Below are 20,950 nucleotides of genomic sequence, written 5' to 3' on the forward strand. Positions count from 1 at the left end.
AGACGTAGTGGCGGATAATGTCAAAGCCCGCCGCCCACGTCCAACCGGCCCACCGGGCACGGTGGGAGCACAGGCCAGAGGAACTTGCCGCCAACTCCCCGCCGATGTTGACTCCTTGATGTTCACTCCTTTGAGTGGCGGGTCAGGTGACGCGCGCTCCCTGCCCACCGGCATGGGAGGGTCGGGAGCCGGACCGTGCCGGAGAACCGGAACCGTACCGGGTGAGCGGCAGGCCAGAACCATCCGGGCGGCCATCCAGTTGACGGATCGTCATTCGGGTCCGGACGCATCGTCACCCGGGCCCATGGGCACACGAGTCAGGAATGCGAGCGACGGTGCAGAAGACGCGGCCTCGGCGCACAGGCAGGCAGACAGCTCCCGCAGGGGGCGCTACCGGTGACGCCCCGACCGATCCCGCGGGCCGGGGACGCCCCGCCCACGTCAGGAACCGGCTCATCGTGGCCGTCGCCGTCGTGGCCGCCGCGATCGCCGGGGCAGGCTCCCCGTCCCTGATCACGGCCTCCTCCCAGCTCCACGACTCCCAGGACCTGGTGACCCTCGCGGCGCAGACCCAGGACGCCCTGACCCTGGCCCACTCGCTCGCCGACGAACGCGACGAGGTCACTGTCTACATCGCCGCCGGCCGCGCCAAGGCGAAGGCGCCCTCCGAGCAGCGCGCCGCCCGCGTCGACCGCCAGGTCGGCGATCTGCGCGCCGACCCCGACACCCCGGCCGCGCTGCGCGAGGACCTGGACGAGATCGCGACGCTGCGCCGGGAGGCGCTCACCGGCAAGAGCACCGCTCTCCAGGCCCACGAGACGTACTCCGACGCCATCGCCGGGCTGCACCGCCTCGCCGAGCGACTGGCCGAGCAGCAGCCGCCCCGAGCGGGCTCCGGCGCGTACGCCCTCGCCGAACTCGACTCCGCCGTCCAGCAGGCCGCCGCCGCCCGGGGCCTCCTCCTCGCCGCGCTCAGCGTGCCGACCTCCACCGAGAACGTGTACGACCCGATCACCGGGCTGTCCTCCCGGGTGACCGTCACCTCGCCCGCCGACACGAAGACGCGGAACGCCCTCACCACCGCCGCCCAGCAGGCCCGCCTGCGCTCGGACGCGGCGATCCTCGACTTCCGCGAGACGGCCCCCGAGACCGCCGTCGGCAGCTACGACTCCACGGTCACCGGACCCGAGGTCGACACCGCCGACAAGTACCTCGCCTCGCTCACCGACCAGCCCACGCTGTCCACGCGCGAACTCACCACCGGCCTCAGCGGTGTGGACGCGGCGCTCTCCGCCCGGGTCGAGCTGATGCGGGGCGTCGAGGCCTCCCTCTACGAGCGCCGCACCAAGGCCCTCGTCAAGCTCCGGGACGACGACGTCACCGAGCTGGAGATCCGGATCGCCGCCCTCGGCGCCCTTCTCCTGATCTCCGTGGGTATCGCCACCGCCATGGCCCGCACCCTCACCCGCCCCCTCTCCGTGCTGCGCCGGGGCACCGCCCGGCTCGCCGGGGCCGCCGACCCGCTCGCCGAGGAACCGATCAAGTTCACCGGCCGCAACGACGAGTTCGCCCAGGTCGTCCGCTCCGTCAACGCCCTGCACGCCCGCGCCCTCGCCGTCCACGAGCGCATCGCCACCCTGGAGTCCGACCGCAAGCACCTGGTCGGCCAGCGCCAGAAGATGGCCGACGCCCGCGAGGAACTGCGCACCGAACTCGCCGACGCCGCAAGCCAGTTGGCCCGCACCCGGCACAACATCCACGGCACCTTCGTGAACCTCGCGCTGCGCACCCTGGGCCTCGTCGAGCGTCAACTCGCCGTCATCGAGGGCCTGGAGGAGCGCGAGCAGGACCCGGACCGGCTCGCCACCCTCTTCAAGCTCGACCACTTCGCCACCGTCATGCGCCGGCACAGCGAGAACCTCCTGGTCCTCGCCGGCGCCGAACACGGCCACCAGCACGCGGGTCCCGTCCCGCTCGTCGATGTCGTCCGGGCCGCCGTGAGTGAGATCGAGCGGTACGAGCGGGTGCGCATCTCCGCGCTGCCGCCGCACGCGCATCTCGCCGGGTTCGTCGCCGACGACGTCAGCCATCTGCTGGCCGAACTCCTGGAGAACGCCACCTCGTTCACCCCGCCCGAGCTTCCGGTGGAGATCTCCGGCTGGCTCCTGGAGAGCGGCGACATCATGCTCTCCGTCCAGGACGAGGGCATCGGCATGGCCGCCGACCGCCTCGTCCGCCTCAACTCCCGCTTGGCCGACTTCGATCCGGACGCCCCGTACGAGGCGGGCGACGAGGGCGACGAGGACGGTGACGGCATCGGGCTCGGGCTGTACGTCGTGGCGCGGCTCGCCCACCGGCACGGTGTGCGCGTGCAGTTGAGGGAGCAGAAGCAGGGCGGGGTCGCGGCGGTCGTCGTCCTGCCGAAGACGCTGCTGGCCCAGGACCCGGCGGCCGTATCACCCTCGGCCAACTCGACGCTCGGCGGCGGCACGCTGACCTTCCCGGGCGCCGACGCCGAGGTCAACTCCAATGTGCTGCAAGGGCGTTCGGAGGCCGAGGACCCGGAGGAGAGCCGGGTCGAGGACCTTGCGGAGCAGTCGGGCGGTGAGTCGGGCGGCGCCGACCCGATCGCGGCCGACGCGCCGGACCTGATGATCGCCCTGGCGGAGCGGGCCGTACGGAACGCGGAGGCGGACGCCGAGACGGACGCGGACGTGGACACCTATACGGGCACGCGCGCGGACGCGGGCACGAATGCGGGCACGGATGCGACCCCGGTCGACGGCACGCTCGCCGCGGCCGAGCCGTCGGCGCCGTCGGCTCCGGAACCCGACAACGCTCCCGTCCCGGACACCGCTCCCGTCCCCGAGGCCCTCCCCGCCTCCGAGATCACCATGGAACTGCTCGTGCCGGAACCCCCGGCCGAGGACACCCCCGAGCCGACCGTCCCCACGGCTCCCGACACCGGCACCGCCCCGGACCCCTACGCCATCGGCCCCGACACGCACGAGCGCGTCGAGGACGAGCCGCTCACCGACAAGGGCCTGCCCAAGCGGACCCCGAAGATCACCGCGCCCGCCGCGCCGCCCAGACCACGGATCGGATCCGTCGACGCCGACGCGCTGCGCCGCAGGCTCGGCGGGTTCCACCGGGGTGCCCGCGACGGACGCCGTGACGTGGAGGCGGAGATCGCGGAGCAGACGGAGCGGCCCGACCGGACCGAGCACACGGCACAACCGGCACGTACGGCACAGCCCGCACATGCCGAAGAATCCACGGGGGGAACAGTCGAGGAGGCAAGCAGTTGACCGCGCCCAGTACCTTCGGCCTGAGTAGTGAAGCCCGCAACCTGCACTGGCTGCTGACCAATCTCGTCGAGGAGGTGCCGGGACTGACGTCGGTCGCGGTGGTCTCCTCGGACGGTCTGCTCCTGCTCTCGTCCGACCCAGACAGGAACGCGGAGCGCCGGCCCGATCAGCCGACCGGCCCCAAGGGCTCCGCCGCCGACCTCGCCACCATCGTCTCCGGCATCGGCAGCCTCACCATCGGCGCCGCCAAGCTGATGGACTACGGCGGCGTCAAGCAGACCATGGTCGCGATGGAGGACGGCAGCCTCTTCGTGATGTCGATCAGCGACGGCTCACTGCTCGGTGTGCACGGCTCCCCGGACTGTGACATGAGCGTGGTGGCGTACCACATGGCGCTCTTCGTGGGCCGCGCCGGCCATGTCCTGACCCCCGAACTCCGCAGTGAGCTACGGGAGTCGATCGAACGCGGGGCCTCGGACAAGGAGCCCACGGCGGTCGGTCCGATGGCCGTCAGAACCGTGCCGGACCGTTCGGCGGAGGTCGCCAAGTGAGCGCCGTCCCGGACGCGCCCAGGCTTCCCGTCCGTGGCGGCGACCGCAAACCGGCCCGAGTACGCCCGTACTCGCTGACCGGTGGCCGGACCCGCTTCGGACACGTCCTCCTCGTCGAGACGTTCGTCGCCGCGATCGAAGCGCCCGAGGAGCGCAAGGAGCTGGAGAATGGTTCCCTCAGCACCCGGGTCATGCCGGAGATGAGGGCCATCGTCGAACTGTGCCGCCGGATGCGTACGGTGGCCGAGATCGCCGCACTGCTGACGATGCCGCTGGGCGTGGTCCGCGTGCTCCTCAGCGATCTCGCGGACCAGGGAAAGATCCGTGTGTACGGAACCGGTCACGGGCCGGGGCAGCCGGACCGCGCGCTGCTGGAAAGGGTGCTGAGTGGACTCCGTCGTCTCTGACGTCGCCCGTGGCGTCTCCCCGCTTCTCCAAGTCCGGCCCGGTGAGCAAGTCCGGCCCGGCGAGGAGGAGTTGCGGCCCTGGCAGCAGGACCGCACCCGGGCGCCGATCGCCACGAAGATCGTGATCGCGGGCGGCTTCGGCGTCGGCAAGACCACGATGGTCGGCACCATCTCGGAGATCGAGCCCCTCCAGACGGAGGCGCTGATGACCGAGGCGAGCGAGGGCACCGACGACCTCACCGCCACCCCGGAGAAGCGCACCACCACCGTGGCCATGGACTACGGCCGCATCACGCTTGACGACGACCTCGTGCTCTACCTCTTCGGTACGCCGGGCCAGCAGCGGTTCTGGTTCATGTGGGACGACCTGGTGCGTGGCGCGATCGGCGCGGTCGTACTGGCCGACACCCGGCGGCTGAAGGAGTGCTTCCCGGCGCTCGACTACTTCGAGAGCTGCGGGCTGCCGTACGTCGTGGCCGTCAACCACTTCGACGGCAGTGCCGAGTTCGACCCGGAGGACGTGCGGGAGGCGCTCACCGTGCCGCCGCACATACCTGTCATGATCATGGATGCGCGGCGCCGCATCCCGGTGATCGAGACCCTGCTCGCCCTGGTGGGCCACGCGCTGGACGTCAGTCCCGAGTAACTGCGACAGGAGACGTAGACCGTATGCGGAAGATACTCGTCGTCGGAGCCGGTCAGGCCGGACTCCAGATAGCCCTCGGCCTCCAGTCGCACGGCTACGAGGTCACCCTGATGTCCAACCGGACCTCGGACGAGATCCGGTCCGGCCGGGTCATGTCGACCCAGTGCATGTTCCACACCGCCCTCCAGCACGAGCGCGATCTCCAGCTGAACTTCTGGGAGTCCCAGGCCCCGAAGATCGAAGGACTCGGCGTCTCGGTCGCCGCCCCCGGCTCGCACGACCCGGGGCCGACCCAGCGCGCGATCGACTGGATCGGCAGGCTCGACGGCTACGCCCAGTCCGTCGACCAGCGGGTGAAGATGGCCGGCTGGATGGAGACGTTCGCCCAGCGCGGCGGCCAACTGGTCATCCACGGCGCCGCGGTGGGCGACCTCGACTACTTCTCCCGTACGTACGACCTGGTCCTCGTCTCGGCGGGCAAGGGCGAACTGGTGTCGATGTTCGCCCGCGACCCCGAGCGCTCCCCGTACCGCGAGCCGCAGCGCGCGCTGGCCGTCGCCTACGTCCACGGCCTCGGCCCGCGCCCGGAGCACCCCGAGTACGACGGCGTCCGCTGCAACCTGGTCCCGGGTGTCGGCGAGCTGTTCGTCATGCCGACGTTCACCACCTCGGGCCGCGCCGACATCCTGTTCTGGGAGGGCATACCCGGCGGCCCGCTCGACGTCTTCAACGGCGTCCGCGACCCCGCCGAACACCTCTCCCTGACCCTGGAACTCATGGAGCGGTTCACACCGTGGGAGTACGCGCGGGCCACCAAGGTCGAACTCACCGACGCGGGCGGCACGTTGGCCGGCCGCTACGCCCCCACCGTCCGTAACCCGGTCGGCCGCCTCCCCGGCGGCGGTCTGGTCCTCGGCGTGGCCGACGTGGTCGTGGCGAACGACCCGATCACCGGCCAGGGCTCCAACTCGGCCTCGAAGTGCGCGGCTTCGTATCTCGACTCGATCCTCGAACAGGGCGAGAAGGAGTTCGACGAGACCTGGATGCGGGCCACCTTCGACCGCTACTGGGACACCGCCCAGCACGTCACCAAGTGGACCAACGCGATGCTCGGCCCGCCGCCGGAGCACGTCCTCAACCTCATTGGCGCGGCAGGCCAGTTGCCCTCGGTCGCCGACCGCTTCGCCAACGCGTTCAACGACCCGGCGGACTTCGAGAACTTCTTCTACGAGCCGGACAAGACGGCCGCCTACCTGGGTTCGGTCGCGGGAGCGATGACCGAGTCGTAGCCCTCGTCCGGGCCCGCCGTGGCGTCGGCGGGGAGCTTCGGCGGTGTGTAGCGCCGCAGGGGTTCCCCGTCCGGGTCCGGCCGTACGGCGCCCAGCACCGGGTTGGCCGAGAGCGGCGACACCTTGATCCTGGCCCCCGGACGCGGCGCCTGTACGACCATGCCGTCCCCGAGATACAGGGCCACATGCGTCGCCCCGGGGAAGTAGACGACCAGGTCACCGGGGCGCAGCTCGGCCAGCGGGATGTGCGGCAGCCGCGCCCACTGCTCCTGGCTGGTCCGGGGGATGGGCCGCCCCGCCTTCTCCCAGGCCTGCGAGGTCAGCCCCGAGCAGTCGAACGACGTCGGCCCCTCGGCCCCCCACTCGTACGGCTTCCCGAGCTGCGCCACCGCATGCCTCAGCGCCTGCTCACCGTCCTGGGACGGCTTCCGTCCGGCGCTGAGGGCACCGGAGGTGACGAACTCCCGCTGTTCCTCGGTGACTTCGCCGCCGCGCTCCAACTCGGCCAGTTCGCCGAGCTGTTCGGTGCTCAGCGAGGCGAGCAGCTCCTCGACCTCCCTGAGCCGCTCCCGTACGGCGTCCCGGTCGCGCTTCTGCCGTTCGGCGAGGGTGAGTTGCTCGTCCAGCGCGGCACGTGCGGCCCGCGCGAGACCGCCGGTGCGCCGCTCGCCGCCGACCAGCCGGCCCACCGTCTCGGCCCGCTCCAGCGCCAACTGGCGGATCACATGGCCCTGTTCGAGGGCGTGCTGCGGATCGCGGGCCAGCAGCAGCTGGACGTACGGGGAGATGTCGGTGCTGTTCTGGTACTGCTGCCGGGCGAGCCGGCCGAGGGCACCGCGCCGCTCGTGCAGGGCCAGCCGGGCGCGCACGAGCTGCCGGTCGAGCCGCCGCACCTCGGCCCGCTGCCGCTTCAGCCGCTCGGCGGTGGCGTCGTAGGTGTGGGTGGCCTGCTCGGCCTCGCGATACAGACGCTGAAGGTCCGTCAGGAGGTCGGCGACGGAGGGCTCGTCGGCCTGGGGGACGACAGCGGCGGGCTCGGTGGCGGGCCCGGTCGGGGAGTCGGTCGCTGGGTAGGGCTCGGTGGAGGAACCGGTCGCCGGGGCGGGCTCGGAGGGGGAACCGTTGCCGGGGGCGGGCTCGGCGGAGGATTCGGTCGCTGTGGGACTCGGGCTCGGGCTCGGGTCCGGTGCGGCCAGGGCGGGGACGGGTGCGAGGAGTGTGCCGGCCGCCATCGCCGCCGTACAGACCAGACGCAGAAGCCTTCCTGACACGTCATCACCTCCGGTGCGGGGCAGCCCTTCCGCTCCGCACCGCGAGCTTGTGACGCGGGCGCGAGGTCCGCGCGGCGAGCGTGCGCGGTTCGGCCCAACCTCGTCACCCGTCGGTGTCGTCCGGCTTGCCCTGCGGCGTGGCGCCTGGCACCGGTCCGGCGGCCGGTTTCGACCACGGCCAGCGCAGCTTGCCGTCGGTCGGCTTGCCCTCCGGGTCGTACGCGTACTTCCAGCCCGGGTGCAGACCCAGCTTTCCCGGCCGCCCCTTCGGCACGCGCCGGTAGACCAGCACGGTCGGCGGGCCGCCGGCCGCGTCCGGCACCGGGACCTTGTACGTCTTCGGGGGGTGGCCGGTCGGCCCGAGCAGGATGGGCAGCACACGGCCGTCCAGGGGGCCGCCCTCGAAGGCGGTGTCTTGGCTCTTCACGGGATCAGTTTCCGGTATCCGCGCTCAGGGTGTTGCGTACGACGGCCGCCGTCTGCGGGTCGCGGCCGGCCGTCACCGTCAGGACCGCCGTGAACTGTTCCACCAGCCAGTCCCGCAGCTCGTCCACCGGCGGGTCCTTGTCCTCGTCCAGCCAGATGAGGGACGCCGCTTCGACGGCGGTGATCCACATGCGTACGGTCATCCGCAGGCGGGGGCTGGGGTCTGTCACCCCGAGATGGCTGAGGATGTGCTCGGCGGCGGTACGGCGGACCCGGTCCACTATGGCCGTCGTACGGGACGTCTCGACGACGCTGCCGCCCTGGAGGAGGGCGCTGAAGCCGGCGTCGTGCTCGTCGACGAAGGTGAGGTAGCGGTCGAGGGCGCGGGAGAGGCGGGCAGGGAGGGGGCCCTCGGGGGGTTCGTCGAAGCAGAGTTCGAGTTCCTCGGCGGCGGAGCGGAGTGCTGCCTCGTACAGCTGCTGTTTGCCGCCGGGGAAGTAGCGGTACACGAGGGGGCGGGAGACTCCGGCTGCCTCTGCTACGTCGTCGAGGGAGACCTCTTCGGGGGTGCGGTGGGCGAAGAGGGTGAGGGCGGCTTCGAGGAGCTGGCTGCGCCGCTCCTCGACGTTCAGACGGCGGTAGGCGGGGGCGGCGGGGGGCATGTGTGCAGGGTAGTCGGGCGGGTGGGGGTGCGTCGTGGCTGGTCGCGCAGTTCCCCGCGCCCCTGAGAGACAAAGACCCGTCCGTCCCGGTTCGTTTGGCTGCGGGCCCGGTGGGGGCTGGTCGCGCAGTTCCCCGCGCCCCTAAAGGCCCCGGCCCTGCGCCCCTGAAAAGCACGGGGCGCAGCCCCTGCTTTTCAGGGGCGCGGGGAACTGCGCGAGCAACCCCCTCTGACCCGCAGCTATACGCCAAGGGCCGGACGGGCTTTTAGGGGCGCGGGGAACTGCGCGACCAGCCCCCACCGAGGCGCACCCTGGATTCAAGCCAGCAGTCCCGAAGACCTCCACAGCCGTCGGCCGGCACCTCGCAGGACCCCGATGTCGTCCAGGAAGTCCGTCAGTTTCTTCGCGCCGGACTGCATGACCTCCCGTCGATGCCCGCTTGCCCGCACCTGCGCCACCGCCTCCGCCTTGTTCAGGCCGACGTTCTCGTACACGTCCGGGTTGACGAACGCGACCGAGAACACGCGGGCGAACTCGCCCGAGGTGACTCGGGTGAAGCCCTGGGACCATCTCGGGGCCGTCACCATCTGGCGGCGGAGTTCCTCGCGGGCGTAGCGGACGTGGCGGGACTCCTCCACCACGTGGATGCGAGTGACACCCCTGATCAGCGGCTGCACCCGCTCGTCCGGGAACGTCAGGCGCTGCATCCAGTCGAGAACCTCCTCCCCGAGCAGCGTCGCCGTGAACGAACCGGGCGTCGTGGACACCGTCTTGAAGAACCGGCCCAGGTTCTGGTGCACCCGGCTGACCGGGTAGTACGGGGTGCCGCCCCGGCTGATCAGGCGCGCGAACATCTTCGAGTGCCTGCACTCGTCCTCGATCTCCGTCAACGCGTAGCGGACGTGCGCGCTCGTCGCCGCCTTGTCGTAGATATGGCGTACGAGGAGCTGCATCAGGATGATCTCGAACCAGATCCCGAGCGAGGCGAGCGCCGCCGCCTCGTGCCGGGAGAGCAGGATGCGCTGCTCCTCGCTCATCCGCTTCCACAGCGGAGTGCCGTACAGGGAGACCAGCTCGGGCGGCCAGAACCACTTGCCGTCCTCGAAGGGGGCGTCCCAGTCCAGCTCCTTGTCGGGGTCGAAGGAGTGCTTGGCGGACGCGTCGAGGAGCCGTTCGGCCACTTGTTCCCGGTCCTTGAGCACGCCCAGCGCGTCGCGGAGTATCTCGGCTTCCGTCACTGTCGTCACGTTCTTATGAGATCGCTTGTCAGCAAGCGGGTCAATCCCCTGGGAGCTACTTGCGCGTAGCTTTTTGTGGGGCCTTATATGGGGCTTATCTCGTCACCCAAGTGCAGTAGCGTGCATGGCGTGTCCACGACTCCGCCGCCCCAGCCGCCCGACAACCCCTACGGCCCGCCCCCGACTTCGGGCCCCTACGGTCAGCAGCCGTATCCGGGCCCGCCTCCGGGGCCGTACGGTCAGCAGCCGCCACCGCCCCCGTTCCCCTACGGGCAGCAGGGGCCGTACGGCGCTCCCGCTCCCGCGCCCTGGGGTGCGCCGCCCCCGCCGCCGAAGAAGAGCCGGCTCGGGCTGATCCTCGGCATCGTCGGTGGTGTCGTCGTGCTGGTCGTGGCGGGTGTGGCCGCGCTCGTCTGGATCGGGGTGAAGTCCGACACCGGTTTCCCCGAGGCGGAGTACAAACTGACGCTGCCGGAGAAGGTGCTCGACGAGAAGTACGAGCTGGCCGGTGACCTCTCCGGCACCGAGGGGCAGGCCATCGAGGAGGAGGCCGACGGTGCGTGGGACGCGCGGGACACCAAGGCGGTGGTCGGTCAGTACAGCCTGGGTGGCGACCAGGCCGCGGGCACGTTGGTGATCTCCGGCATGTACGGGCGGTTCAAGAACACCGACCTCGCGCGCGACAACATGATGGAGGGTGCGGCGGGCGGGGAGGGCGCGAAGGTTGCCGTCAGGCCCAAGGACTTCAAGCCGGCGGGCTCCGATGTGACCGTCACCTGCGAGGTGCTTGTCCAGACCCAGCTCGGTACGGAGATCACGATTCCCGTGTGTGGCTGGGTGGATGGCAACACGGGTGCATCGATCGCCGAGATCACGGCTGAGACGGTTACGAAGAAGCCAGCGGAGGTGGACTTGGCGGCTGCCGCCGAGACTGCGGTCAGGATTCGCGGGGAGATCAGGAAGCCGCTCGGCTGAGTTGGACTCCGTCGGCTGGACGGTTGCTTGGCTGCGGGCCCGGTGGGGGCTGGTCGCGCCGTTCCTCGCGCCCCTGAAAACCCCGTCCGTGCCGATTCGTTCGGCTGCGGGCCGGTGGGGGCTGGTCGCGCAGTTCCCCGCGCCCCTAGGAGGGCGCTTCGCGCCCGTCCAACCCGCCCAGCCTGCGGGCATGCGTGCCGCTAGGGGCGGCACGGGTGGGCGCAGGCGGTACCCCGTGAGCGCGACCCCCGTGTCTCAGTCGCCGAGTACCGTCTCCATCACCTCCCGGGCGATCGGCGCGGCCACCCCACCCCCGCTGATGTCTGTGCGGTCGGGTGAGGCGTCCTCGACCACCACCGCGACCGCGACCGACGGCTCGACGTCGCGTTCGCCCTGGGCCCAGGAGACGAACCAGGCGTACGGCACGCCGGAGTTGCCGATGCCGTGCTGGGCGGTGCCGGTCTTGCCGCCGACCGTCGCGCCGGGGATCGCCGCGTTCCTGCCGGTGCCCCGTTCCACCACGTCCCGCATCAGCTCCCGCATCAGGACGGCCGTCGACGGATGCATCGCCCTGTGCTGGCGTCGTACGCCCGACGTGGCAACCGTCGTGCCGTGCGCTGTCGTTGTGCGCTCCACCAGGTACGGGGACGGCATTTGGCCGTCGTTCGCCACCGCCGCCGCCACCATCGCCATCTGCAACGGCGTCGCCCGCGTGTTGTACTGGCCGATCGCGGACAGCGCCAACTGCGCCTTGTCGACGTGGGTGTCGAAGGTGCTCGGTGCCACCGAGAACGGGATGCGCAGCCCCGCGTCGTTGAAGCCGAAGCCGTCCGCCGTGGCCGCCAGGTCGGCGACGCCCACGTCCACGCCCAGCTTGGCGAAGACCGTGTTGCACGACCAGGTGAACGCCTCCCGCAGCGAGACGTCCGCACAGCCGTCGCCCTCGTTCGTCAGCCTTGTCGAGGTGCCTGGGAGGCGGTACGGGTCGGGGGAGTGGGTCCGTTCGTCCAGGTCCGTGACCACGCCCGCGTCCAGGGCCGCCGCCGCCGTCACCACCTTGAACGTCGAACCCGGCGGATATGTCTGCCGTACCGCCCTGTTGAGCATCGGCTTGTCCGGGTCCCCGTTCAGGCGTCGCCAACTCCGTTCCACCGAACGCCCGTTGCCGGAGAGCGCGGTGGGGTCGTAGGACGGGGTCGAGACCAGGGCCAGGATGCGGCCCGTCGACGGTTCCACCGCCGCCACCGCGCCCTTGCGGCCTGCCAGGCCGTCGTAAGCGGCTTGCTGGGCAGCCGAGTTGATCGTGGTCACCACTTCGCCGCCGGGGTTCTGTGCCCGTGTCACGTCGTTCCACAGCGGGAACGGGGAGAGCATCGGGTCGGTGCCCGACAGGATGCCGTCCTCCGTGTGCTCCAGGAACGTCGTGCCGTACACCTGGGAGGCGAAGCCGGTGATCGGGGCGTACAACGGGCCGTCCCTGTACGTCCGTTCGTAGCGGAGCTGCTCCCCGGTGTCGGCGGACCCGGTGACCGGCCGGTCACCGACCAGGATGGCGCCGCGCGGCTGGCCGTAACGGGCGATCACCTGGCGGCGGTTGGCCGGGTTGTCGTCGTACCGCTGGGCCTGGACGACCTGGACGCGGGTGATGTTGACGAGCAGGGCGAGCAGGAGCAGGGCGCAGAAGACTGCCGCGTGCTTGATGCAGCGCGTCATCGGGCGCGCGGTTCTTTTCACGGGGTGTCTCTTCCTGGCGTGGGGCGCCCGTCGCCGTCGTACCCTCGTCGGGCCGAGTCGCTGATCCGGATCAGCAGCGCCACGATGATCCAGTTGGTGACCACGGACGAGCCCCCCTGCGCGAGGAACGGCATCGCCATGCCGGTGAGCGGGATGAGGCCGGACACCCCGCCCGCGATCACGAACACCTGGAGCGCCACGATCGAGGAGAGGCCGACCGCGAGCAGACGCCCGAAGGGGTCGCGGAGGGACAGGCCCGCCCGGTAGCCGCGCTCCACCAGCAGGGCGTACAGGATCACGATCGCGGAGAGGCCCGCCAGGCCCAGTTCCTCGCCCGCCGTCGCCAGGATGAAGTCCGACTTGGCCGCGAAGCCGATCAGGATCGAGTGGCCGAGACCGAGGCCGGTGCCGAGGATGCCGCCCGCCGCGAACGCGAACAGCGACTGGGAGAGCTGGTTGGGGCCCTGGCCCGCCTCGATCGTTGCGAACGGGTGCAGCCAGTCCTCGACCCGGCTGTGGACGTGCGGTTCGAACGTGCCGACGGCGAAGGCGCCCAGCGCGGCCAGCAGCAGCCCGACCGCGATCCAGCCGGTGCGGCCCGTGGCGACGTACAGCATGACCACGAAGAGGCCGAAGAAGAGGAGTGAGGTCCCGAGGTCGCGTTCGAGGATCAGTACGCCGACGCTGATCAGCCAGATCGCGACGATCGGGCCGAGGACCCGCCCGGTGGGCAGTTGGAGACGGCTGAACCGCCAGATCCGGCGGCCCGTGTACGCGAGCGCCTTGCGGTTCGCGGCGAGATACGCGGCGAAGAAGACCGCGAGCAGCACCTTCGCGAACTCGCCCGGCTGGATGGAGAATCCGGCGATCCGGATCCAGATGCGGGCCCCGTTCACGGAGGGGAAGAAGATCGGGAGGGTGAGGAGGATCAGGGCGGCGGCCACGCACACGTACGCGTAGCGCTGGAGGACCCTGTGGTCGCGCAGCAGGACGACGACCACGATGAACAGGCCCACGCCGACCGTGGACCAGACGAGTTGGGTGGGCGCGGCCCGGTGCCCCGGTGTCTCCAGGTCGAGCCGGTAGATGAGGACCAGGCCGAGGCCGTTGAGCAGCACGCCGATGGGGAGCAGGAGCGGGTCGGCGCAGGGGGCGCACCGGCGTACCGCGAGATGGGCGAGGAGCGCGAGCACACCGAGCCCGGCGCCGTAGCCGGCGGCGCCGGGCGGGAGGGTGCCGTTCTTCGCGAGGCCGACGTCGCAGTAGCCGTACACGGAGAGGAGGACGGCTACGACGATCAGGACCAGCTCGATGCCACGGCGCCGGGGGACGCGCGGGGCGGGAGCGGAGGGATCGGCGGGCTCCGAGAGCCAGGGCTCCGGGGATTCCTCGTACTCCGCCGCCACGGTGGTTCCGGGCTTCGTCATGTCCGGAACTTACCCAAAGTTCACGGAATGGTGTGTGATGCGGCCTATGTTCGCCGGGTCAGCAGAAGCGCGGTGCCGCGCCGATGTTGTCGATGTAGCGGGCGGCGCCCCAGGCCCAGGTGCCGTCCGTGAGGAGGTACCAGAGCGAGTTGCCGTCGACGTTCTCGCCGCCGACCTTGCAGAAGATGTTGACGATCGCGCCCTGCGGGACGACCCGGATGATCGCGCTGCCACGGTTCGGCGCGCTGCGCAGCCGCAGTCCGCCGTTGGCGGTGACGATCCCCTGGTAGGGCCCGGAGCTGGCAGTGCTGGAGTTGCCGCTGTTGTGCTGGCCCCAGTCGCCGTTGCCGCTCTGCTGGTTGCTGTTCCCCTGGTTCCAGCTGCTGTTGCTGTTGCTGTTGCTGTTCTGGTTGTTCTGGCTGTTCTGCTGGCCCACGCCGGTGTTGCTGTTCGGGTTCTGGTTCTGGTTCGGGTTCGGCGTGGGGTTCTGGCTCTGGTTGCTCTGCTGCGACGGCGGCTGCGTCTGCTGGGACTGCTGCGGGTTCTGCTGTTGCGGCTGCTGGGTCTGCTGTTGCTGCTGGTTCCAGCTGGTGCCCCAGTCGTCGTCGGCGGGGCTCGCGAGTGCCGGGGTGACGGCGCAGACGGAGAGCGCGGTGGCGGCAGCGGTTATGCCGAGGCGGGTGAGGGTGGTCCGCGATGTCATGTTGGCTCCTTTGCCGGGGGCAGAGCTGACTACCCGCCACGCTAGGAGCGGCCCGTGCAAGGTGCCCGTCACGCTGGGCCGTTGGTGGCGGGCCCCCGTGATTCGGCCAGCGTGAGCGTCGCCAGCGCGCCCCCGCCCTCCCCCTCCGGCACATTGACGAAGGTCAGCCGGGCACCCAGTACCTCCGCCTGGCCCAGCGCGATCGTCAGCCCCAGCCCGTGCCCGGTCGCCCCGCCCTCCGTACGGAACCGCTGCGGCCCGTGCTCCACCAGGTACTCCGGATAGCCGTCCCCGTGGTCCCGCACGGTCACGACCGGACCGTCGACGGTCAGCGTCACCGGCGTACGGCCGTGGCGGTGGGCGTTGGCGACCAGGTTCCCGAGCACCCGTTCGAGCCGGCGCCGGTCGGTGTCGACGTGGGTGTCACGGACGACGACGATCTCCGTGTCGGCGCCGGCGGCCTCCGAGGCCCGTACGACCCGTGCGGCGATGGCGCCGAGTTGCTCGGTGTCGGCCTCCAGTCGCTCCTTGCCCGTGTCGAGGCGGGAGATCTCGAGCAGGTCCTCGGTGAGTGTGCGCAGCGCGGCGACCCGGTCACGGACCAGCTCGGTCGGCCGTCCGGGCGGCAGCAGTTCGGCCGCCGCGTGCAGCCCGGTGAGCGGGGTGCGCAGTTCGTGCGCGACATCGGCGGTGAAGCGCTGCTCGCTGAGCAGCTTGCGTTGCAGCGAGGCGGCCATGGTGTCGAGGGCGGCGGCGACGGCGGCGACCTCGTCCGGCGGGCGGTTCGGGTCCTGCGTACGGGCGTCGTCGACGCGGGCGTCCAGGTCGCCGGCGCTGATCCGGCGGGCCACCTGGGCGGTCGCGTGCAGTCGGCGGGTCACCCGGGTCACCGCGAACGCGCCGACCAGCAGCGTCGCGCCGATGGCGAGGCCCGACGACCACAGGATGGCCCGGTCGAGGCCCTCGATCGTCCGGGCGCTCTGCGAGTAGTCGAGCGCCACGGCGAGCGCGTGCCCGCCGTCGGCCGGTCCGGCCGCCCACATCGTCGGGACCCCGTCGTGGTCGGTGACCATCGTGCCGCGGTCCCCGGCCGCCGCGAGCGCCCGCAGCGACCCGGGCAGCCCCTCGGGATCGATACCGGCGTTCGGCCGAAGAGCCTCCCCGGCCTCGTACGCGGCGGTGGCCTCCACCAGTCGGGACAGTGCGCGGTCGCGGGCCTGGTCGACGGTCTGGTGGGTCACCGAGACATGCACGAGGACGCCGAGCAGGGCGGCGAGGGCGCAGCACATCACGGTGATGAACAGCGCGGCCTTGACGGCGAGGGTGCCTGCCCAGGCGGGCAGCGCGACCCTCATCGGGCGCTCACGGAGGACGAGGACGAGGGCCCGGGGCTGGGGGTGCGCTGGGGTTTTCCCGTACGGAGGAACTCGTCCCGGGTGAGCAGCATCGCCTTCTGGTCGGCGTCCCAGGTCCACTGGGTGCGGTACTCGTACCCCGGGATCTGCGAGGGCGAGCGGATGATCACGGCCCGGCCGGCCAGCTCGACGGCGGTCACGGCGTCGTCGTTCGCCATGATCTGCACGAGCCTGTGCTTCTGGAAGGTGTACACGCGTACGGCCGTCCCGTTGCCCGGCAGCAGCCGGAAACCGAGGGCCATGTCGTCGCGGCCGTCGCCGGTGAGGTCGCGATAGTAGGCCTGGAGGACGGGACAGGCACCGGTGTCGCGCGTGCGCCCGCAGGCCGCCATGCCGGCGGCCGTCCCGGCGTACGGGGAGTTGTCGGCGGTGTACATGTCGGGGTGGGCGGCGATCTCCGCCCGTACGACCGCCACCGGATCGATCATGTGGATGTCGTCGCCGGGGGCGGTGACGCCCTTGACGGTCTCGGTCTCGGCCTCGCCGTAGTCCCAGGCGGGGCTGGAGGCGGCGGGCAGCTCGGGCCAGAGCCGGGCGGGGCTGACGGCGATGGCGGTGGGCCCGGCACCGCGCAGCCCACCGGCGTCGCCGCAGCCGGAGACGAGGGAGACGAGGCCGAGGACGAGGACGGCGAGGGGGACGCGTGCGGTGCGGCTGGGGTTCAACTGCACTCCTGCGTCGGGTCCGGCGAGAGGGGCGGGCGGTGGGCGAAGGGCGACCGGTCGCCTCGTACGCCACACCTTATTCGCAGGGATGACGCATTTGCCGGACGGGTTGCTCCGCCCGCTCCACCTGTTCTCCCTTTCTCACTGTTCCGCCAGCTCCTCCAGCAGCCGGGCCGTGGGCAGCCCCGTCCGCAGGTACTCCACGAACAGTTCGTTGTGCAGGGCCCAGGCGGAGCGGCGGGCCCTGATGAGACGGATCGCTTCGTCGGTGTCGTGTCCGTCGCGGACGAGGGCGTGCGCGACGACGAGCCCCGAGCGGTTGTAGCCGCTGTAGCAGCGCACGAGCACGCTGCGCCCGTCCTCCAGCGCGGCACACGCGGCCTCCGCGAGCCGGATCACACCGGCCAGCTGGGTCCCGTCGAGCGGCCCGTCCGGAACGGGCCACACATGGTGCTCGACACCGGGATCGGGCCCGTGCCCCGGCAGCTTCAAAAGGGTGATGACCAGGTCGAACTCATCCCGCACGACGGCGAACTCGAGCTCCCCCGAGCGGTTGACGAACTCGTGCCCACCCATCCACAACCCGGGCACGATCTCGCTCCATGGCTCACCCGGAGCCGGTACGTCGGGCTGCTTTCTGCGGGTCCGCAACTGTGCCGCCTCTCCCACTCGGGCCCAACTCGGCCACCCAACTCCTCCCAAAGGTAACCGGCTTCTTGCCCCGGCAGCACCCCGCCTGTTCCCATGGTCATGCGGGGAATGGGGTGATGGCGGATGAGCGGACTGCGCGTCGTACCGGCCTGGCGGCAAGGCCATGAGCGGCTGTACGTGTGCATGACGGACGGACGGAACATCGCCTGGTACGACCGTGAGTCGTCCCGGGTCAACCTGCTCAGCGAGGATCTCAGAGGGGACGTACTGGAAGCCCTGGGCCCGTTCCTGACGGGCCCCGTGACGGTGGGACCGCCCCCGGTCCCGACCCCGGCGGAGCTGGCCCGCCTCTCCCTCCACCCCGACGACGACCTGGCCCCGAACCGTCCCGGCGAGGCTCTCCAGATCGCCCTGGACCGTGACCCGGGGCCGTCCCACCGACTCCGCCCGGACCCCCGCCGACGGGCGCTGACGGCGGAACAGGCGGTGGGCGAGGCCCTGGAGGCGCTGGAGGGCGCGGGCTGGCACACCCTGCACTCGATCCCGTTACCGGGGGGCGACCGGATCCACCACCTGGTGATCGGTCCGGGCGGTCTGTTCGCGGTGCACACGCTGTACGCCCGTAAGCAGCGGGTCCATGTGGCCGACCCGATGGTGTCGTTGGGCCGCCGCGACCCGCGCCCCCTGCTGCGCCGGGTGCGCTCGGACGCCGACCGGGCCTCGTACGCCCTGACGGCCGAGGTCCACCCGGTCCTGGCCCTGGCGGGCCCGGCCGACCTGACGGTGACGGTTCCGCTGCGGGAGGTCAGGGTTCTCCAGGACGCGGATCTGTCGGGGCTGGCACGCCTGGGTGGCGTGCTCAAACCGGCCGATGTGGAGGCGCTGCACGCGGTGGCTCGGGATCGGGGGACTTGGGGGCGGGTGTAGGGGAACCGGGCGGTCGGATCAGGCGGCGTGGCAGAGCGTCGCGGGGTCGGCCACGGCCGTGTGCACCGGACGGGTGGCGCGGACCGCGACCCGCGAGCGGTTCCGCGCGAAGACGACGAGACGCAGCACCGCGAACCGCGCGACACCGGCGAGCGCGGAGGCGGACAGGTAGACGACCTGTTCGAGCACCGCACCGGGCACCGCCACCAGCTCCCGCAGCACAACCATCGCCACGCAGGTCACCGCATACGCGCCCACCGCCGACCCGGCCGACTGCACATGCTGACGCCAGGTCGCGCGCCCACCCGCGCCGAAGGTGAAACGGGCGTGCAGCTCGGTGGCGAGAAGCGTGGATGCCACGGTGATCAGGGCGTTGGCCAGGGCCCAGGGCATCCATAAGGCGAGCCCCACCACGGCGAAGCTGGAGGCGAGCCCCACTCCGCCACCGCAGAGCACGAAGCGCGCGAAGGCGTTGAAGGCGCCGGGTGTCCCCTGCCGCCGACTTTCTGCTGTCTCCATGATCCGCCCCCTGAGACTCACTCCGCCGAACGCGCGTTCCTGCCGTCTGCGGGACGGAGGGGCGCGCTGCCAATGGCGCCATGATGGCACATGTGTGGTGCCATTGATAAGGAATATGTGGCACCTATTGGCGCCATGCTTGGTGCGAGGTGTGGCGGGGAGGGTGAACGTGCAGCTCAGCGAGCCAGTAGTGGTGCCAGTAGGTCGCCGTATGTCTGGAGCCGGGGGGTGATGTCCTGTGCCCGGAACGTGAGTTCGGCCGGGTCGGTACATCCCGCGACCTCTTCCCACGTCACCGGTGCGGACGCCGTCGGCTCCGTGCCCGCCCTCAGGGTGTACGGCGTCGCCGTTGTCTTTCGGGCCGCGTTCTGGCTGTAGTCGACGAAGACCTTTCCCGGGCGCAGGCTGCGGGTCATGCGGTGGACGACCAGGTGGGGGAGGGTGTGTTCCGCCTCGACCGCCAGGTCCTTCGCGTACGCCGTGACCTCCCTGGAGGGGGTCCGTTCCGTCAGGGCGGCCAGTACGTGCAGGCCCTTCGAGCCGGACGTCTTCGCGTACGCCTCCACCCCGTCCGCCGCCAGCCGTTCCCGCAGCCACAGGGCGACCTCGCAGCACTCCACGATCGTCGCAGGGTGCCCGGGGTCCAGGTCCAGGACCAGGCGGTCGGCCTCGCCCGGGGCGTCGATCAGCCACTGGGGAGTGTGGAACTCCGTCACCAGGTTCGCCGCCCACATGAGGCTGGGCAGGTCCTGGATCAGGACCATCCTTGCCGGGCCCTCCGAGCGCGGGACCTCCGCCGTCGTTACCCAGTCGGGCGTACCGGGCGGGACGTTCTTGGCGAAGAAAGTCTGGCCGTCGGGGCCGTCCGGGTAGCGGAGGAAGGAGAGCGGGCGGTCGTGGAGGTGGGGGAGGAGGGCGTCCGCCGTGGTCGCGTAGTAGTGGAGCAGCTCGCCCTTGGTGAAGCCGGTCGCCGGGTGGATCACCTTCTCCAGGTTGGAGAGGGCCACCCTCCGCCCCTCCACCTCCGTGATCGGCGTCATACGATGAGAATCCCATGAAAGTGGGGCAAAGGGGTGAGGGGGCAGAGTGGCCCCTCGACGGCCGGCGGAAGGGTTCTCTCGTGCGATCCATATGGAACGGCGCCATCTCCTTCGGGCTGGTCAGCATCCCGATCAAGCTCGTGAACGCCACCGAGAGCCATGCGATCTCCTTCCGGCAGGTCCATGTCGAGGACGGCGGGCGCATCCGGTACCGCAAGTTCTGCGAGCTGGAGGACCGTGAGGTCGGGAGCGACGAGATCGGCAAGGCGTACGAGGGTGCCGACGGGGCGATGATCCCGATCACCGACGAGGATCTGGGGTCGCTGCCCCTGCCCACCGCCAAGACGATCGAGATCGTCGCCTTCGTGCCGAGTGATCGTATTGATCCTCTTCAGATGGACACCGCCTACTACCTCTCCGCGAACGGCGTCCCGGCCGCCAAGCCCTACACCCTGCTGCGCGAGGCGCTGAAGCGCAGCCAGAAGGTCGCCATCGCCAAGTTCGCGCTCCGGGGGCGGGAACGGCTCGGCATGCTGCGGGTCGTCGAGGACGTCATCGCCATGCACGGGCTGCTCTGGCCCGACGAGATCCGGGCCACGGACGGTGTCGCGCCGGATGCGAGCGTCACCGTGCGGGACCAGGAACTCGATCTCGCCGACGCCCTCATGGCCACCCTCGGCGAGGTCGACCTCGCAGACCTCCATGACGACTACCGCGAAGCCGTCGAGGAACTCATCGCCGCGAAGGCCTCCGGCGAGGAGACTCCGCAGGCCCCGGCACCCACCGGCGGCGGCAAGGTGCTCGACCTGATGGCCGCCCTGGAGAAGAGCGTCCGAGAGGCCAAGGAGTCGCGCGGCGAAACCGTGGAGGATGGGGAGGTCAAGCCCCTACGGGGGCGGCGTACGGCTTCCGCTGCCAAAGCCGCGCCCAAGGCGGATGCCGGAAAGAAGTCGACCTCCACAGCGAAGAAGACCGCCGCCAAGAAGACGGCCACTGCCAACAAGTCGACCAGCACCGCCAAGAAGACCCCGGCCAAGAAGACCACAGCCAAGAAGACGGCCACCCGCAAACGCTCGGCGTGATCACCCCTTCGGGT

The 20,950-nt window shown here is 71.0% G+C and carries 20 protein-coding genes; 8 read left to right on the forward strand and 12 right to left on the reverse strand.

Going from position 1 to position 20,950, the window contains the following annotated elements; genetic code table 11:
* Positions 1-323: 323 nt before the first annotated feature.
* Genes ACFYXF_RS08075 through ACFYXF_RS08095 form a run of 5 tightly spaced genes read left to right on the forward strand, consistent with a single transcriptional unit; the run spans position 324 to position 6,201 of the window.
* Positions 324-3,308, forward strand: coding sequence for a nitrate- and nitrite sensing domain-containing protein (locus tag ACFYXF_RS08075; RefSeq protein WP_389348723.1), 2,985 nt, complete (start codon positions 324-326; stop codon positions 3,306-3,308).
* Entirely contained in the window at positions 3,305-3,859 is a 555-nt protein-coding gene (locus ACFYXF_RS08080) for a roadblock/LC7 domain-containing protein (protein WP_389348724.1), read from the forward strand. The genes ACFYXF_RS08075 and ACFYXF_RS08080 overlap by 4 nt, the downstream gene beginning before the upstream one ends.
* Positions 3,856-4,266 (forward strand): DUF742 domain-containing protein, encoded by a 411-nt coding sequence (locus ACFYXF_RS08085; RefSeq protein ID WP_389348725.1) that lies wholly within the window; start codon positions 3,856-3,858, stop codon positions 4,264-4,266. Before ACFYXF_RS08080 ends, ACFYXF_RS08085 begins: the two co-directional genes overlap by 4 nt.
* On the forward strand, positions 4,247-4,912 hold the full coding sequence (locus tag ACFYXF_RS08090) for an ATP/GTP-binding protein (protein ID WP_389348726.1): 666 nt from the start codon (positions 4,247-4,249) through the stop codon (positions 4,910-4,912). The genes ACFYXF_RS08085 and ACFYXF_RS08090 overlap by 20 nt, the downstream gene beginning before the upstream one ends.
* A gap of 23 nt (positions 4,913-4,935) precedes the next feature.
* Complete coding sequence (locus ACFYXF_RS08095) at positions 4,936-6,201, forward strand: styrene monooxygenase/indole monooxygenase family protein (protein WP_389348727.1); 1,266 nt, start codon at positions 4,936-4,938, stop codon at positions 6,199-6,201.
* Here ACFYXF_RS08095 and ACFYXF_RS08100 read toward each other — a convergent pair.
* The 4 genes from ACFYXF_RS08100 to ACFYXF_RS08115 all read right to left on the reverse strand — a co-directional run bounded on the left by ACFYXF_RS08100 (position 6,162) and on the right by ACFYXF_RS08115 (position 9,807).
* Positions 6,162-7,472: an NlpC/P60 family protein gene (locus tag ACFYXF_RS08100; protein ID WP_389348728.1), complete on the reverse strand. Its 1,311-nt coding sequence runs from the start codon at positions 7,470-7,472 to the stop codon at positions 6,162-6,164. The two genes, ACFYXF_RS08095 and ACFYXF_RS08100, sit on opposite strands and share 40 nt — an antisense overlap.
* A 103-nt stretch (positions 7,473-7,575) precedes the next feature.
* The gene (locus ACFYXF_RS08105; RefSeq protein WP_389348729.1) at positions 7,576-7,899 is read right to left on the reverse strand and encodes a hypothetical protein; all 324 of its coding nucleotides are present in this window, start codon (positions 7,897-7,899) and stop codon (positions 7,576-7,578) included.
* Positions 7,900-7,903: 4 nt separating this feature from the next.
* Positions 7,904-8,560 (reverse strand): TetR/AcrR family transcriptional regulator, encoded by a 657-nt coding sequence (locus tag ACFYXF_RS08110; RefSeq protein ID WP_389348730.1) that lies wholly within the window; start codon positions 8,558-8,560, stop codon positions 7,904-7,906.
* 317 nt (positions 8,561-8,877) lie between these two features.
* On the reverse strand, positions 8,878-9,807 hold the full coding sequence (locus tag ACFYXF_RS08115; protein WP_389348731.1) for a diiron oxygenase: 930 nt from the start codon (positions 9,805-9,807) through the stop codon (positions 8,878-8,880).
* Positions 9,808-9,927: 120 nt separating this feature from the next.
* Between ACFYXF_RS08115 and ACFYXF_RS08120 the strand changes: the two genes are divergently transcribed.
* Complete coding sequence (locus tag ACFYXF_RS08120) at positions 9,928-10,773, forward strand: hypothetical protein (RefSeq protein ID WP_389348732.1); 846 nt, start codon at positions 9,928-9,930, stop codon at positions 10,771-10,773.
* A 255-nt stretch (positions 10,774-11,028) separates the two neighbouring features.
* Here ACFYXF_RS08120 and ACFYXF_RS08125 read toward each other — a convergent pair whose 3' ends face one another.
* The 6 genes from ACFYXF_RS08125 to ACFYXF_RS08150 form a co-directional block, all read right to left on the reverse strand.
* A complete protein-coding gene (locus ACFYXF_RS08125) occupies positions 11,029-12,486 on the reverse strand; it encodes a penicillin-binding transpeptidase domain-containing protein (protein WP_389349006.1) in 1,458 nt (485 codons plus the stop codon).
* A gap of 17 nt (positions 12,487-12,503) precedes the next feature.
* Positions 12,504-13,934 (reverse strand): FtsW/RodA/SpoVE family cell cycle protein, encoded by a 1,431-nt coding sequence (locus ACFYXF_RS08130; protein WP_389348733.1) that lies wholly within the window; start codon positions 13,932-13,934, stop codon positions 12,504-12,506.
* A gap of 58 nt (positions 13,935-13,992) precedes the next feature.
* Positions 13,993-14,637: an SH3 domain-containing protein gene (locus ACFYXF_RS08135; RefSeq protein ID WP_389348734.1), complete on the reverse strand. Its 645-nt coding sequence runs from the start codon at positions 14,635-14,637 to the stop codon at positions 13,993-13,995.
* Positions 14,638-14,705: 68 nt separating this feature from the next.
* Positions 14,706-15,992: an ATP-binding protein gene (locus tag ACFYXF_RS08140; RefSeq protein WP_389348735.1), complete on the reverse strand. Its 1,287-nt coding sequence runs from the start codon at positions 15,990-15,992 to the stop codon at positions 14,706-14,708.
* Positions 15,989-16,717, reverse strand: coding sequence for a hypothetical protein (locus ACFYXF_RS08145; protein ID WP_389348736.1), 729 nt, complete (start codon positions 16,715-16,717; stop codon positions 15,989-15,991). The genes ACFYXF_RS08140 and ACFYXF_RS08145 overlap by 4 nt, the downstream gene beginning before the upstream one ends.
* Positions 16,718-16,858: 141 nt before the next feature.
* Complete coding sequence (locus ACFYXF_RS08150) at positions 16,859-17,368, reverse strand: protein phosphatase (RefSeq protein WP_389348737.1); 510 nt, start codon at positions 17,366-17,368, stop codon at positions 16,859-16,861.
* A gap of 123 nt (positions 17,369-17,491) precedes the next feature.
* Between ACFYXF_RS08150 and ACFYXF_RS08155 the strand changes: the two genes are divergently transcribed.
* Positions 17,492-18,295 carry a nuclease-related domain-containing protein gene (locus tag ACFYXF_RS08155; RefSeq protein WP_389348738.1) on the forward strand — a complete coding sequence of 268 codons (804 nt, stop codon included), beginning with the start codon at positions 17,492-17,494 and terminating at the stop codon, positions 18,293-18,295.
* A gap of 18 nt (positions 18,296-18,313) precedes the next feature.
* Here the strand turns inward: ACFYXF_RS08155 and ACFYXF_RS08160 are convergent, their stop codons facing one another.
* The gene (locus ACFYXF_RS08160; protein WP_389348739.1) at positions 18,314-18,814 is read right to left on the reverse strand and encodes a GtrA family protein; all 501 of its coding nucleotides are present in this window, start codon (positions 18,812-18,814) and stop codon (positions 18,314-18,316) included.
* Positions 18,815-18,990: 176 nt separating this feature from the next.
* Complete coding sequence (gene ligD / locus ACFYXF_RS08165) at positions 18,991-19,854, reverse strand: non-homologous end-joining DNA ligase (protein WP_389348740.1); 864 nt, start codon at positions 19,852-19,854, stop codon at positions 18,991-18,993.
* Between the two features lie 80 nt (positions 19,855-19,934).
* On the opposite strand from ligD, the gene ACFYXF_RS08170 reads away from it, so the two are divergent.
* On the forward strand, positions 19,935-20,936 hold the full coding sequence (locus tag ACFYXF_RS08170) for a Ku protein (RefSeq protein ID WP_389348741.1): 1,002 nt from the start codon (positions 19,935-19,937) through the stop codon (positions 20,934-20,936).
* The last annotated feature ends 14 nt before the right edge of the window (positions 20,937-20,950 follow it).

This window comes from Streptomyces sp. NPDC002680 (genome assembly GCF_042889145.1).
GTDB classification, from domain to species: domain Bacteria; phylum Actinomycetota; class Actinomycetes; order Streptomycetales; family Streptomycetaceae; genus Streptomyces; species Streptomyces adonidis.

What these genes read in the sequence shown, in the direction of transcription:
- ligD (WP_389348740.1), bottom strand. Translation starts at nt 19,854, where the DNA reads ATGACGCCGATCACGGAGGTGGAGGGGCGGAGGGTGGCCCTCTCCAAC.
- ACFYXF_RS08095 (WP_389348727.1), top strand. Translation starts at nt 4,936, where the DNA reads ATGCGGAAGATACTCGTCGTCGGAGCCGGTCAGGCCGGACTCCAGATA.
- ACFYXF_RS08130 (WP_389348733.1), bottom strand. Translation starts at nt 13,934, where the DNA reads ATGACGAAGCCCGGAACCACCGTGGCGGCGGAGTACGAGGAATCCCCG.
- ACFYXF_RS08160 (WP_389348739.1), bottom strand. Translation starts at nt 18,814, where the DNA reads ATGGAGACAGCAGAAAGTCGGCGGCAGGGGACACCCGGCGCCTTCAAC.
- ACFYXF_RS08135 (WP_389348734.1), bottom strand. Translation starts at nt 14,637, where the DNA reads ATGACATCGCGGACCACCCTCACCCGCCTCGGCATAACCGCTGCCGCC.
- ACFYXF_RS08075 (WP_389348723.1), top strand. Translation starts at nt 324, where the DNA reads ATGCGAGCGACGGTGCAGAAGACGCGGCCTCGGCGCACAGGCAGGCAG.
- ACFYXF_RS08155 (WP_389348738.1), top strand. Translation starts at nt 17,492, where the DNA reads ATGAGCGGACTGCGCGTCGTACCGGCCTGGCGGCAAGGCCATGAGCGG.
- ACFYXF_RS08110 (WP_389348730.1), bottom strand. Translation starts at nt 8,560, where the DNA reads ATGCCCCCCGCCGCCCCCGCCTACCGCCGTCTGAACGTCGAGGAGCGG.
- ACFYXF_RS08140 (WP_389348735.1), bottom strand. Translation starts at nt 15,992, where the DNA reads ATGAGGGTCGCGCTGCCCGCCTGGGCAGGCACCCTCGCCGTCAAGGCC.
- ACFYXF_RS08125 (WP_389349006.1), bottom strand. Translation starts at nt 12,486, where the DNA reads ATGACGCGCTGCATCAAGCACGCGGCAGTCTTCTGCGCCCTGCTCCTG.